Genomic DNA, 13,640 nt, shown 5'->3' with positions numbered 1-13,640 from the left:
TCAGTTGGTTAGAGCACACGCTTGATAAGCGTGGGGTCGGAGGTTCAAGTCCTCCCTGGCCCATTGATTGCGTTTTATTCGTGCGAGAGCGCGGATGGAACGGTGTGCGACAAGCGCGTCAATTGGATCTCCGCATCGCGCACGAACTCCAGAGTGTCATATGGCGCCGGGGTCTATGTGTTACGGGGGTGTAGCTCAGCTGGGAGAGCACCTGCTTTGCAAGCAGGGGGTCATCGGTTCGAACCCGTTCACCTCCATTCGAGACTGTGTTTGTGGCCTGCCATTGTGCATTGGCCGCGATGCTGGTCTGGCTGGATTGAAGACTGATGTGGAGGCCTTGAGATACGGTGTTCTGATGAACGCCGTTGTTGATCGATCTGTGTCGTTCTGCGGCACGGGTTGTTGTTCTTTGATTGGTGAATAGGATTTGGTGCGTTCTGGACGCGTGTATTTTTGTCCTGAACTGCCTGTGATGGGGATCGAGAGATGTCTGTTGCCTGGTGGTTTGGGGGTGCAAAAATCCGGTCGGATCATTCTGGGTGTCTGACCCGGACATGGCTTATGCCATTGCCGAAGAATGATGCGGTTGAGTGTTCAGAGCGTGTGAGTGCTATGTACAGATACTGTGATGGTGTTTGTGCATGGTGGGCCGTCATGCTTCTCCTTGGGAGTGTGGCGGTGCGTTGAGACTTCAAGTGAATGAAGGGCATTCAGTGGATGCCTTGGCACCAGAAGGCGATGAAGGACGTGGCACGCTGCGAAAAGCCACGGGGAGCCGCGAGCAGGCGTTGATCCGTGGACATCCGAATGGGGAAACCCACCCGCAAGGGTATCTGCATCTGAATACATAGGATGTAGAGGCAAACCCGGGGAACTGAAACATCTAAGTACCCGGAGGAAAAGACATCAACCGAGATTCCGTTAGTAGTGGCGAGCGAAAGCGGATCAGGCCAGTGCCTTGTCATTGAGTAGCAGAACGGATTGGAAACTCCGGCCATAGCGGGTGATAGCCCCGTATGCGAAGCGATATGGCAAGGCCTTGAGTAAGGCGGGACACGTGAAATCCTGTCTGAAGATGGGGGGACCACCCTCCAAGCCTAAATACTCTCTGGTGACCGATAGTGCACAAGTACCGTGAGGGAAAGGTGAAAAGCACCCCGACGAGGGGAGTGAAAGAGACCTGAAACCGGATGCCTACAAGCAGTCGGAGCCGCATCTGCGGTGACGGCGTACCTTTTGTATAATGGGTCAGCGAGTTTCTGTTTGCAGCAAGCTTAAGCCGGTAGGCGTAGGCGTAGCGAAAGCGAGTCTGAATAGGGCGCATAGTTGCAGGCAGAAGACCCGAAACCGAGTGATCTAGCCATGGCCAGGCTGAAGGTGCGGTAACACGCACTGGAGGGCCGAACCCACGCCTGTTGAAAAAGTCGGGGATGAGCTGTGGCTAGGGGTGAAAGGCCAATCAAACTCGGAGATAGCTGGTTCTCCGCGAAATCTATTGAGGTAGATCGTCGTGTGTATGCCTTCGGGGGTAGAGCACTGGATGGGCTAGGGGGGCCCAAAGCCTTACCAAACCTAACCAAACTCCGAATACCGAAGTGTCTTGCGCGGCAGACAGACGGTGGGTGCTAAGGTCCATCGTCGAGAGGGAAACAGCCCAGACCACCAGCTAAGGTCCCCAAATTGTGGCTAAGTGGGAAAGGATGTGGGAATTCCATAACAACCAGGAGGTTGGCTTAGAAGCAGCCATCCTTTAAAGAAAGCGTAATAGCTCACTGGTCTAATAGAAATCCTGCGCCGAAAATGTAACGGGGCTAAAGCCACATACCGAAGCTGTGGGTGCATGGAAACATGCGCGGTAGCGGAGCGTTCCGTAGGCCTGTGAAGGGAGATGGGGTGACCCCTCCTGGAGGTATCGGAAGTGCGAATGCTGACATGAGTAGCGACAAACAGAGTGAGAAACTCTGTCGCCGAAAGTCCAAGGGTTCCTGCGCAAGGTTAATCCGCGCAGGGTGAGCCGGCCCCTAAGGCGAGGGCGAAAGCCGTAGTCGATGGGAAGGGGGTGAATATTCCTCCGCCTGCTGGAAGTGACGAATGCGAGATGTTGTCTGTCCTTATCGGATTGGGCGGGCTTTTTGAGCATTCCGGGAAATAGCTCCAGCGTATAGACCGTACCCTAAACCGACACAGGTGGACTGGTAGAGTATACCAAGGCGCTTGAGAGAACGATGTTGAAGGAACTAGGCAAATTACTCGCGTAACTTCGGGATAAGCGAGACCCGTATGTGGGCAACCATGTGCGGGTGGCACAAAAGAGGGGGTAGCGACTGTTTAGTAAAAACACAGGGCTCTGCGAAGTCGAGAGACGACGTATAGGGTCTGACGCCTGCCCGGTGCCGGAAGGTTAAGAGGAGAGGTGCAAGCCTTGAATTGAAGCCCCGGTAAACGGCGGCCGTAACTATAACGGTCCTAAGGTAGCGAAATTCCTTGTCGGGTAAGTTCCGACCTGCACGAATGGCGTAACGACTTCCCCACTGTCTCCAGCATCGGCTCAGCGAAATTGAATTCCCCGTGAAGATGCGGGGTACCCGCGGTCAGACGGAAAGACCCTATGAACCTTTACTGCAGCTTTGCAGTGGCATCAGAAGAGTGCTGTGTAGGATAGGCGGGAGGCATTGAAGCATGGGCGCTAGCTTGTGTGGAGCCAACCTTGAAATACCGCCCTGCGCGCTTTTGATGTCTAACCGTGGCCGGTTATCCCGGTCCGGGACCCTGCATGGTGGGCAGTTTGACTGGGGCGGTCGCCTCCTAAAGAGTAACGGAGGCGCGCGATGGTGGGCTCAAGCCGGTCGGACATCGGCTGTTGAGTGCAATGGCATAAGCCCGCCTGACTGCGAGAGCGACAGCTCGAGCAGAGACGAAAGTCGGCCATAGTGATCCGGTGGTTCCACGTGGAAGGGCCATCGCTCAACGGATAAAAGGTACTCTAGGGATAACAGGCTGATCTCCCCCAAGAGTCCACATCGACGGGGAGGTTTGGCACCTCGATGTCGGCTCATCACATCCTGGGGCTGGAGCAGGTCCCAAGGGTTCGGCTGTTCGCCGATTAAAGTGGTACGTGAGCTGGGTTTAGAACGTCGTGAGACAGTTCGGTCCCTATCTGCCGTGGGTGTTGGAGACTTGAGAGGATTTGTCCCTAGTACGAGAGGACCGGGATGAACATACCTCTGGTGCATCGGTTGTCACGCCAGTGGCACAGCCGAGTAGCTAAGTATGGACGGGATAACCGCTGAAAGCATCTAAGCGGGAAACCCACCTCAAAACTAGGTCTCCCTGAGGGTCGTGAGAGACCATCACGTTGATAGGCCGGGTGTATAAGCGCGGTAACGCGCTCAGCTAACCGGTACTAATCACCCGATAGAACTTGAATATCTCAACCACCCCCACCATGCACAAACACCAACACAACTCACACAACACACCAAATTCACACCAGTCCATAGTCTACGATAGATTGGACGACCTGGTGGCCATTGCGGGGAGCCTGCACCCGATCCCATCCCGAACTCGGCCGTGAAAACCCCCAGCGCCCATGGTACTGTGTCCTAAGGCACGGGAGAGTAGGTCGCCGCCAGGTCCTCCAATCTATCGTAAAATAAATCATCACCCGCGGGGTGGAGCAGCCCGGTAGCTCGTCAGGCTCATAACCTGAAGGTCACAGGTTCAAATCCTGTCCCCGCAACCAACGGAACCATAATACTAGAACTACTAAAGCCCGTAGCAGAAATGCCGCGGGCTTTTTGCTGTTCAACCGAAGCCTCAGCCGGGCAGTCCGCAAGATGCATGAACGCCGCAAGGTCGCCGCGCAGTTCCAGGCGGTACTTGCCGCGCCCTTCCTCCGGATACAGCGTGATCGCATCGATCAGCGCACGCAGCGCTTCCGCCGCTGCCGCCATTGTGTCAGGGTCGGCCAAAGCCTGTTCCAGCAGTTCAACCCGACGACGATAGATTCGGGGCAGATTTGTGTTCAGGTCGGGCATTGGCTCAGGCGACGCTTCGCGCTGCTGTTCCGCCACGATCTCGTCCTGCTTCGCTTCAAGCTTGCGCAGATCTTCAACGAGGCTTCGGCTCCCGCCAATCTCCTTGATCGTATCCAAGATCGTCTTGATTTGCCGGGCGACCTTGGCCTGTTCAGCTCCCAGACGCGCCCGTCGTGCAGCTTGTTCGCGGTTCGCTGCATTCACCTCGGAGACATAGCTCTCAACGAAACGCTCAACCAGTTCGGGAGGGTCACGTCCGTCGATGTGGTGGAAATTATAGATGGGTTAAGGTGACCGTGGATCATTCGGCTGCGGTGGCGATCTGGGGTGGAAATACCTCGATTGCGTGCGGTGTAAGTTCGGCCATTGGCTCGGTCTGCATGTAGCGATTTTGTGTTTGCCACTCGTCGTTCTGCTCGAGGAGCACGGCGCCCACGAGCCTGATGATGGCGGCTTCGTTTGGAAAGATGCCGACGACATCAGCGCGCCGCTTGACCTCCTTGTTCAGGCGTTCGATCGGGTTGGTAGAGTGGATCTTGACCCTGTGTTGCACGGGGAAGTCCATGTGGGCGAGGACATCGACCTCGCTATCATCGATAAAAGCGGCGAGCTTGGGCCATTTGGCGCGGAGCTGGTCGGCGGTGTGGCGCAGCGTCTGGCTAGCGCCAGCCCGGTCAGGCTGAATGAAGGCTTGGCGGAGCGCCGCCGAGACCATGCTCTGCTGGCCCTTGCCGACATAGGCCAGGGCATTGCGCATCCAGTGAACGCGGCATCGTTGCCAGGACGCGCCCATGACGCGGCGGATTGCGGACTTGAGGCCCTCGTGCGCGTCGGAGATGACCAGCTTTACCTGACGCAGACCGCGGCGCACCAGGCTCTTGAGGAAGGCAGCCCAGAAGGTCTCGGCCTCGCTGGGGCCGATGTGCAGCCCGACGATCTCGCGCTTGCCTTCGGTATTAGCGGCCACGGCGATTATCGCAGCCACCGAGACGATGCGCCCTCCCTCGCGCTGCTTGAGGTAGGTGGCGTCGAGCCAAAGATACGGCCAGTCACCGGTCAGCGGGCGCTCGAGGAAGGCGTTCACCCGCTCGTCGATATCCTTGCACAGCTTGCTCACCGTGCTCTTGCCAATGCCACTCAGCCCCATGGCCTGCACCAGGTCGTCGACGCGTCGGGTGGAGACGCCGCCAACCCAGGCTTCCTGGATCACCGCGACCAGGGCCTTCTCGGACGTCTTCCTGGGCTCGAGGAAAGGCGGGAAGTAAGAGCCCTGCCGCAGCTTGGGAATGCGCAGTTGTAGATTGCCGAGCCGGGTGTCGAGCGAGCGATCGCGGTAACCGTTGCGGTAGGTCGTCCGCTCACCAGTGCGCTCATGGCGCCCGGCGCCGATCGGGCCTTCCACGTCGGCTTCCATAAGCAGTTGCACTACGGCCTCCGCCACACTGCGCAGGAAATCTCCATCGCCGGCTTTCGCCAGCAATTCAGCCAAGGGTAGTCTGTCTTCGGTCATCGGGTCCTCTCGGGTTCGCGTGAAGCTTCGCAACTCCACCGTAGCCGCTCGATCCGATGGCCACCTAAACCCAGGCTCATGCGTTGGATCGGCCCCTCCGGCCGGCTACGCCGACCTCCGGCGCCAATCCAACGCACGGCAGTCAGACAATTTCCACCACAAGCGCGGACATTAGCGATATCGATACCTCGGTCGCCCACCTTGCAGGTGCCCGAACCTGAACCAGCCCTTCGAACCAGACTCGATCAGACGGGCTCATACCCGCAATTGAGGTTCAAAGCCGCAAGAAATTTAAATATTGTAGCGAGCGCTGGTCCAGTATTCCGCTTTAAGCGGAGTCTTGGTATGATCCATGCATGGCGATAGGACCCCGTCTCGATCTGAGGCATACGCAGTCGCTGGTGATGACACCCCAGCTACGGCAGGCCATACAACTGCTGCAGTTCAACAACACCGAGGTCAGCCAATTCATCGAGGAAGAACTGCTCCGGAACCCGCTCCTCGAACGTGCGGATCCCGAGATTTCCGGGACAGTCGCTCAAGCCGGCGGTGAGCCGCCATCGATCGACACAGTGCTTGCCCGGACGGACAATGTCGAGAAAGTCGTCGATCCCGATCCTTCCGGTATGCATCTGCCGCTCGATGCCGACTTCTCCAATGTCTACGATCCTGGCGGCAGTGGCGAAGCCTCCGGTGGTGGTCTTGCCGATGACAATGACTGGATCGGGCAGATTGCCGATCGGCCGCCGGGATTGCAGGAAAGCCTCGAACAGCAGGCACGGCTTGCGTTTTCCGATCCAATCCGCCGGCAGATCGCGCTTGCGCTGATCATGGCGCTGGATCCGGCAGGGCGGTTGGCGGAACCGCCTGAACGCATTGCCGAAATGCTGGGCGTCGCGACGGATATTCTGGAATCCGTCAGGCAGATCATGCTCCGGTTCGAACCCACCGGCACTTTTGCCGTGGATCTGGCGGAATGCTTGGCCGTTCAGCTGGAGGAGCGGAACCGGCTCGACCCGGCAATGTCCATCCTCCTTGCCAATCTCGATCTGCTGGCCCGGCGCGACCACCGCGCGCTCATGGAGGTGTGCGGCGTCGATGCGGAAGATCTCCGCGACATGATCGCCGAGATACGGCAGCTAAACCCCAAGCCTGGGGCGACGAGCGATGCTGCGGTGATTACACCGGTGATCCCCGATGTGCTGATGCGCCTCGGGCCAGATGGCCAATACGTGCTGGAGCTCAATCCCGAAACGATGCCGCGGGTGCTGATCCGGCGAGGCTTCCACGCCCAGATCGCAGCGCGGGCCTCACGCGAGACAAAGCAGTTTCTCTCGGAGCGGGTGCAAAGCGCGAACTGGCTGGTTCGTGCCCTTGAGTCACGGGCCGAGACCATCCTGCGAGTTGCGGACGAGATTGTCGTACACCAGGAGGCATTCTTTCGGTTGGGCATCGGATTTCTTCGGCCGCTCACGCTCCGGGAGGTGGCGGCCGCGCTCGAAATTCATGAAAGCACCGTCAGCCGGGTGACGTCGAACAAGGTCATTGCGACGCCGCGCGGAATTTTCGAGATGAAATTCTTTTTCACAACGGCGCTCGCGGGCGCGAATGGCGAGAGCCACAGCGCCGAATCCGTGCGGCACCGTATTGCGGCGCTGATCGAGGCTGAACCGTCCGGCCGGGTGCTGTCTGACGATGCGCTGGCGCAACTATTGCAGAAGGAAGGGGTGGATATCGCGAGACGGACTGTCGCAAAATACCGCGAGGCCATGCGCATCCCCGGCTCGGCGCAGCGCAAGCGGGAAAAAAACCTGCTGGCGGGAGGTTGACGCACATCGATCCGGAGCGGTGTAATGCTTTTGTCTAATACCGAGCCTTCTCTGAGCAAGCGTAAACGCCCGCTTCATCAAGGCGGGTCTAGAATGACCGTACTGGCTCTAGCAAAAGGATCTCTCTATGCAGATCACGGTTTCCGGTAAGCAGGTCGACCTCTCGGATGCCCTGCGCGTTCATGTCGCGAACCAGCTCGACAATATCGCTGGAAAATATTTCGATCACGCACTCGAGGCGCACGTGACGTTCAGTCGTGCCCGCAGCTTTTTCACTTGCGACATCAACGTTCACGCCGGACGAGGGCTGACTTTGCGCGGCGAGGGCGAAGCGGCAGACGCTCATGCGGCATTCGATGACGCGGCCGAACACATCGCGAAGCGATTACGCCGATACCGACGCCGTGTGAACGACCATGCGCGTGAGAGCGCCTCCCGTGGCCGCACGGAGACGGTGCGGCAATACGTGTTGCAGGAGGTGGAAGCCGAAGGCGCCGCTCCGCAGGGGGCGGCCGACGGCGCCGCTGGTCTCGATCCCGGCCCCTATGCAGCAGTCGTTGCGGAAACACCGGCTGAAATCGCGTTTCTGTCCGTCAGCGAGGCGGTGATGCGGATGGATCTTGCCAATCAAACGATGCTGATGTTCCGCAACTCCGGCAATCAGGCTCTCAGCGTTGTGTATCGTCGCAGCGATGGCAATATCGGCTGGATCGACAGTTCAGCGGTACGCTGACTGCCTGACCCGTCTCCCGGGTTGCGTTCTCCGTCTGGTCTGGCATCCGAAGGGGTCAGACCAGAAACGGAGGATGTCGATAATCGACACACCCGCGATGTGCTGCCCGACGTTTCCTATCGTCTCTCCGAGATCGGATCATTCCTCATAAAGCCGCCAAGGGTGTCAGGAGCTTGTCCTGTCTGCCGAGGCCCGCTTGGGTTTGCCTGGGAACATCATATCCGATCCGAACGGATCGGAAGCTGCTCTAAAGCGAGCTGACCAGCTTGAGCACGGCTGGTCCACCCACGACCAGGAAAACGCAGGGCAGAATAAACATGATCATCGGCAGCGTCAGCAGAACCGGCAGGCGCGCGGCGCGCTCTTCAAAGCGGGTCAGCTGTTCCTGGCGCATCTCCGCCGAAAGGGTTCTGAGTGCCTGCGTCAGCGGGGTGCCGTATTGAAGCGTCTGGATCAAGGTCGATGCCAGGCGCTTCAGATTGTCGAGCCCGGTTCGCAGGCCGAGGCCGGCAAGGGCATCACGGATGTTGCCGCTGATGCGCATCTCCTGAGCGGTCAGCGTGAGTTCCTGCGACACGGCCGGATGGGTCAGTTGCAGTTCGGCGGCAACACGCGTGAGGCCGGGTTCGAGGCTGAGTCCGGCATCGGCGCAGATGACCATCAGGTCGAGTGCCTCCGCCAGCCCGGCCTCGACCTTGCGGATAAACCGCTTCCGCCGTTGCTGGATCAGGATGTCCGGCAGGAGAAGCCCGAAAGCGGCGGCGATGGCCGCGGCGATTAGCCCATCCAGCGTGCTGAGACGTAGAATGCGGGACGCCACCAGAACGCCTGCGAAAAAGCCGACCAGGGAAAGCAGCTTGGTGCCGACGAACATGGCCAGTGCGCCTTTGTCCCTGATCCCGGCCATGCGCAATGTATGTCGCAGTTCTTCCAGCGTCCGGTTGCTGAGCAGACCGCTGCGCGCGACCGCGAGGCCGATGCCCATGGCGATCCGCATATGCAGGAGTTGGGCAGGCCCGTTGCTCTCGCTGGCAGCGGAGGTGGCGCCGATCGCGCGGTCCAGCCGCCGCTGCACTCGTTCTTCGGAAATGACCAGGCGCAGCATCAGCACCGCGACGACGGCAACGAAGATGAACAGGCCGAAAATCCAGATCAGCGCGGTGTTCATGTCAGTTCAGGCTCCGCCGGATGATTTCGCGCATGACCATCGCACCGCCGGCGAGCAGCCCGATGGCGATCGCCAGCAGGATTTTTCCGGCATGGGTAACGAACAACACCCGCAGATACGATGGCTGAATCAACTCGATGGCGAGTGCCGCCACAAGGGGGATGATGCCGAGCACGAGGGCGCTGGTGCGCGCTTCCGAAGCCAGCGCATAGCCGCGTGCCTTCATTGCGACACGCTTGCGGATGACTTCCGCCAATCCTTCGAGCGTTGTCACAAGGCCGCCGCCATAGCGCGATTGCAGGCTGATGGCCGTGGCGAAAAATCCGTATTCGGCGAGTTTCACCCGGTCCGCCATCTGATGCAGCGCCTGTTCGAGCGGCGTGCCGATCGCGACCTGATCGGCGATCCGGCTGAATTCCCGGCCGGTTGGCGCCGGCATGTCCTGGGCAACGACGCGCAGCGCCTCCTGCACCGGGATTCCGACTCGAACTGTGCGGACAATGGTGGTCAGCGCATCTGGGAACTGGCTCAGCAGCAGCGCCGAGCGACGGGCGTGGACGGTGCCGAAGGCAAGCCGGGCGACCAGAATGAACAGCGGCGGCCAGACCAGCCAGCCCAGGCCGACACCGACGGTGCCGATCAGGAACGCGATGCCTCGCGATACCACGCCGGCGCCGATCAGGATGATCCACCACGGCATCGGGTAATCCGGTGCGCGCGCAAGATCGACGCCGACAAGGCCGATAAGCACCATCGCCGGGCGGCGGAGCCGGCCGAGCGGATCGTTCGTTTCGCTCCCGGCTTCGATGGTTGTAACCAGGGTCTGGCCCGATACCCGTGAGAGGCGCAGTTCGAGTGCCTTTTTCGTCCGGTCCACCCGCATCCCGCCCATCAGCGCGAGCGAGGTGCCGCCTATGAATAAAAGCAGCAGCGGGAGGAGGAGAAGGCTGCTCACGCCGCAGCCTCTTCCAATGCAACCGTCCATGCGCGGAGCAGGCCGAAATAGCTGAGCCGTTCGTGAAAGCTTGCCCGCGTATGCGAGACGGCGTACCGGCCGATCACCCGACCGGTCGCATCCTCGCCCAGTACCTCGAACTTGAAAATGTCGTTGAGCAGGGGTGTTTCACCCTCGATTCCGGCGATTTCGGTCAGCTGGACGAGACGACGGCCGCCATCGCGCTGGCGTTCCACCTGGACGATCAGGTTGACCGCCGAGACGACCTGCATGCGGATCGCCCGCGGCGACAGGCCCATGCTCGCCATCTGCACCATGTTCTCGATGCGTGCCAGTGCATCGCGCGTGGTGTTCGCATGGATCGTGGACATCGACCCATCATGGCCGGTGTTCATCGCCTGTAGCATGTCGAAGGCTTCGGGGCCGCGGACCTCGCCGATGATGATGCGGTCAGGGCGCATGCGCAGCGCGTTGCGCACAAGGTCACGCTGGGTGATTTCGCCCTTGCCCTCAAGGTTCATCGGCCTGGTTTCGAGGCGGACGATATGCGGCTGCTGGAGCTGGAGCTCGGCAGCGTCCTCGACGGTGACGATGCGTTCCTGCTGATCGATGAAGCTGCTCATCGCGTTCATCATCGTCGTCTTGCCCGAGCCCGTGCCCCCGGAAATGATGACATTGAGGCGGCAGCGCGCGGCGATTTCCAGCACCCGCGCGACCGGCGGGGTCAGTGATCCGTATTCGATCAGCTTGCCGAAATTGATCGGCTTGCGGGAAAATTTCCGGATCGACAGACAGGGGCCATCGATCGACAGCGGCGGCAGCACGATGTTGACGCGCGAGCCGTCCTTGAGCCGCGCATCGACCATCGGGCTCGATTCATCGACCCGGCGCCCCACGGTGGCGGCGATGCGCTGGCAGATATTGGTCAGATGGGCATTGTCGCGGAAGCGGACTCCGAGCTGTTCGAGCCTGCCGCGCCGTTCGACGAACACCCGTTCCGGCCCATTGACCATGATATCGGTGATGGTCTCGTCCTCGAGCAGGGGCTCGAGCGGCCCTAGCCCGAGCATGTCGTCCACCAGTTCGGCGGCGATCTGGTTTTGCTCGTTACGGTTCAGTTGGATGCGATGCTCGGTCGCCAATTCGGCGACCATGGCCTCGACGCGTTGCAGCAGGCGCGGGTGATTGAGTCCCACGATCGTCGAGGCGTCGATGCTGGCAAGGCAGAGCCCGCGGATCATCTCGACGTCTTCCTGGCGCAACCGCACCGCATGGTGAACGGGCGCGGTTGGGTCGACTGCGCGGCGGCCGAAGACCGGTAGCGCGTCCATCAGGCGACCATGGCCGTGGTGCCGACGCCAAGCTGGCCGGCGAGCGCGACGATCGCCTTGCGGAACGCGCCTTTCCGGCCGACGGCGGGCTCGCCGAGATTGTTTCCCTGGGCAACTAGGGTCGGGAGTTCAGGGATCACGAGGGCGATTTCGGTTCCAAGCAGCTCGGCGACCCGCGACACGGGGGGGCAGGTCCGGCGATGGTAGCGGTTGAGGATGACGAGTGGCGGGCCGGACTGCATCTGGCCCGCCGGCAAAGCGAGCCAGCGGCGCGCATTGGCGATGCTGTGCGGCGATCCGGTGGTCACGATCACGCGCGCATGCGCCAGCGTGAGCAGTTCCGTCGCAAACCGCGATGGGCGCGCCGGAATGTCCGCCACCACGAGATTGTATCGCTGGCGCAGCGCCGTCACCAGCGCCGCACCGCCGCCGGCCTGGTAGTGCCAGGTTTCGTTCAGGGGCTCCTCTGCACCAAGCACATGGAGGCGGCCGGTCGAAGGCTGGGCCGCGCGCTCGATCAACAGCGGGTCGATCCGGTCCGGGGTGTCGAGCGCGTTGCGCAGGCCGGTGCTGGGCGGGACGTTGGTGGCCAGCGCCGCGGTGCCGCGCTGCAGATCGGCATCCAGCAGGATCGTATGACGGCGGACATCCCCGCCCACATGCCAGGCGAGGCAGCTCGCCACCGTGGTGGCGCCGACGCCGCCGGCGGCACCGCATACAGCGACCATCGAGCCGCCGCGCGCGGCTTCGAACGCAGGTATGCCGCCGGCCGCCCACGGCAGCAGTTCCCGCGCGACCATCGCCGGATCGAGCGGCTTCGAGAGATATTCGCTGACGCCGAGCGTGCGCGTGAGGCTGCGGTAGAAGCTGATGCTGCGCTCGCTGCCGATGATCAGCACACGGGTTCCGGGATCCACCACCGGCTCGAGCCGGTGGACCGCGCTCATCGGCTGTTCCTCACCCGAAATGTCGACCAGCAGCGTTCGCGGCGTGTCGAACCGGGCGAGATAGTCGAGCGTTTCGGCAAAGGAGGCGCGTTGGAGCGGCACTCCGGTGGGAAATGCGGAAACCAGCGCCGTGCGGATGGTTTGCAGGCTGGCGTCATCGCTGACGAAGCCCATGAAGGCGGGACGGCTGCTCCCTTGCTGCCCCTGCGGCGGCGGCGAAGGACCGCCGGCCCGATCGAAGGCGGAAGCCGTCATTGCGGGTGATACTCGGTCTTGCCCCCAGCGCCCTGGAACACGGTGATCCCGGTCTGGCCAGGCATATCGAGTGCCGCGAGGGCGGGAGACACCTGGCCGCTGAAAACTGGTGGCGGTTTGGACTGGCGGGCTTTCGCGGCCTCGCTGGGGCGGACACTCAGTGAGAGCGGGCCGAGATGGGCGGCGACCTCGACCTGTTCGGCCTGTTCCGGCGTGACCTCGAGTGTCACGGTCCGTGCCGTCGATTGCGCGGCCGTGTGATTGCCGCTCGCCCCTTGCACAAGGCGCTGGTCGATCGCGATCACCCGCACGTCGGATAGCACGGTTTCCGAGGCGACCTTGCGCGTCGGCGGCAGGTTGGCGCCGACCAGGTTCTGGGTCAGCAGAAGATCGACATGGTCGCCCGGCCAGATCAGGCCGGCGGCCCCGGTGATCGCATCGACGCCGACGGACACCGCACGCATGCCGGGTTGCAGAACGGCGGCGAGAAACCCATGATCGCCGGGACGGATGGCGATGTCCGTGGTCAGAAGTGCCCCGGCGCTCAGCCGGCGGCGAATCATCGCCCCGGTGTAGGACGCGCGGTTCTCCGGAGTATCCCGCACCGCATCGGCGGGGACCTGCGCGGGAGGACGATCCTGCACGGTGAAATCGGACGGCTGCAACAGCGTCCCCGGCGGCAGGGCCTTGCCCGTTGCCAGCAGCGCAATCGTCGGCGCAGCCTTTTTGTGAGAGTGCGCCGGATGCATGTCGATCCAGGCAACGGTTCCGAAGCCGGCAAGCCCGACGGCCAGGACGATGAACAGGACGAGTCTAAGAACCATCAGGACATGTCTCAAAAGATGCGCAGGCGCGATCAATCGGTGACTGAAACG

General features: G+C 61.3%; 9 protein-coding genes, 3 tRNA genes and 2 rRNA genes (1 of these 14 cut by a window edge). 8 read left to right on the top strand and 6 right to left on the bottom strand.

Going from position 1 to position 13,640, the window contains the following annotated elements; all coding sequences use genetic code 11:
• The 6 genes from HUW10_RS09640 to HUW10_RS09615 all read left to right on the top strand — a co-directional run.
• Positions 1-63 (top strand) — tRNA-Ile (locus HUW10_RS09640) (it extends 11 nt beyond the left edge of the window).
• Positions 64-184: 121 nt separating this feature from the next.
• A tRNA-Ala gene (locus HUW10_RS09635) sits at positions 185-257 on the top strand.
• Positions 258-690: 433 nt separating this feature from the next.
• Positions 691-3,428, top strand: a 23S ribosomal RNA gene (locus HUW10_RS09630).
• A 91-nt stretch (positions 3,429-3,519) separates the two neighbouring features.
• Positions 3,520-3,634: ribosomal RNA gene (rrf, locus tag HUW10_RS09625) — 5S ribosomal RNA — on the top strand.
• Between the two features lie 31 nt (positions 3,635-3,665).
• Positions 3,666-3,742 (top strand) — tRNA-Met (locus tag HUW10_RS09620).
• Between the two features lie 94 nt (positions 3,743-3,836).
• Positions 3,837-4,331, top strand: coding sequence for a hypothetical protein (locus HUW10_RS09615; RefSeq protein ID WP_174503295.1), 495 nt, complete (start codon positions 3,837-3,839; stop codon positions 4,329-4,331).
• Positions 4,332-4,338: 7 nt separating this feature from the next.
• Here HUW10_RS09615 and HUW10_RS09610 read toward each other — a convergent pair whose 3' ends face one another.
• Positions 4,339-5,547 carry an IS256 family transposase gene (locus HUW10_RS09610; protein ID WP_174503294.1) on the bottom strand — a complete coding sequence of 403 codons (1,209 nt, stop codon included), beginning with the start codon at positions 5,545-5,547 and terminating at the stop codon, positions 4,339-4,341.
• A 356-nt stretch (positions 5,548-5,903) separates the two neighbouring features.
• Here HUW10_RS09610 and rpoN point away from each other — a divergent pair, with 356 nt between their 5' ends.
• Positions 5,904-7,376, top strand: coding sequence for an RNA polymerase factor sigma-54 (rpoN, locus tag HUW10_RS09605; protein ID WP_174503293.1), 1,473 nt, complete (start codon positions 5,904-5,906; stop codon positions 7,374-7,376).
• Positions 7,377-7,503: 127 nt separating this feature from the next.
• Positions 7,504-8,109 (top strand): ribosome hibernation-promoting factor, HPF/YfiA family, encoded by a 606-nt coding sequence (gene hpf / locus HUW10_RS09600; RefSeq protein WP_174503292.1) that lies wholly within the window; start codon positions 7,504-7,506, stop codon positions 8,107-8,109.
• A gap of 247 nt (positions 8,110-8,356) precedes the next feature.
• Here the strand turns inward: hpf and HUW10_RS09595 are convergent, their stop codons facing one another.
• Genes HUW10_RS09595 through cpaB form a run of 5 tightly spaced genes read right to left on the bottom strand, consistent with a single transcriptional unit; the run spans position 8,357 to position 13,589 of the window.
• Positions 8,357-9,277: a type II secretion system F family protein gene (locus HUW10_RS09595; protein ID WP_174503291.1), complete on the bottom strand. Its 921-nt coding sequence runs from the start codon at positions 9,275-9,277 to the stop codon at positions 8,357-8,359.
• A gap of 1 nt (position 9,278) precedes the next feature.
• Complete coding sequence (locus tag HUW10_RS09590) at positions 9,279-10,232, bottom strand: type II secretion system F family protein (RefSeq protein ID WP_174503290.1); 954 nt, start codon at positions 10,230-10,232, stop codon at positions 9,279-9,281.
• Positions 10,229-11,563 carry a CpaF family protein gene (locus HUW10_RS09585; protein WP_371808624.1) on the bottom strand — a complete coding sequence of 445 codons (1,335 nt, stop codon included), beginning with the start codon at positions 11,561-11,563 and terminating at the stop codon, positions 10,229-10,231. The genes HUW10_RS09590 and HUW10_RS09585 overlap by 4 nt, the downstream gene beginning before the upstream one ends.
• The gene (locus tag HUW10_RS09580; protein WP_236656324.1) at positions 11,563-12,765 is read right to left on the bottom strand and encodes a pilus assembly protein CpaE; all 1,203 of its coding nucleotides are present in this window, start codon (positions 12,763-12,765) and stop codon (positions 11,563-11,565) included. Before HUW10_RS09580 ends, HUW10_RS09585 begins: the two co-directional genes overlap by 1 nt.
• Entirely contained in the window at positions 12,762-13,589 is an 828-nt protein-coding gene (gene cpaB, locus HUW10_RS09575) for a Flp pilus assembly protein CpaB (RefSeq protein WP_174503289.1), read from the bottom strand. Before cpaB ends, HUW10_RS09580 begins: the two co-directional genes overlap by 4 nt.
• Between the last annotated feature and the right edge of the window lie 51 nt (positions 13,590-13,640).

This window comes from Acidiphilium sp. C61 (assembly GCF_905116885.1).
Lineage (GTDB): Bacteria > Pseudomonadota > Alphaproteobacteria > Acetobacterales > Acetobacteraceae > Acidiphilium.
The sequence above is the reverse complement of the archived record's forward strand: the minus strand, read 5'-3'. Positions and strand labels throughout refer to the sequence as shown.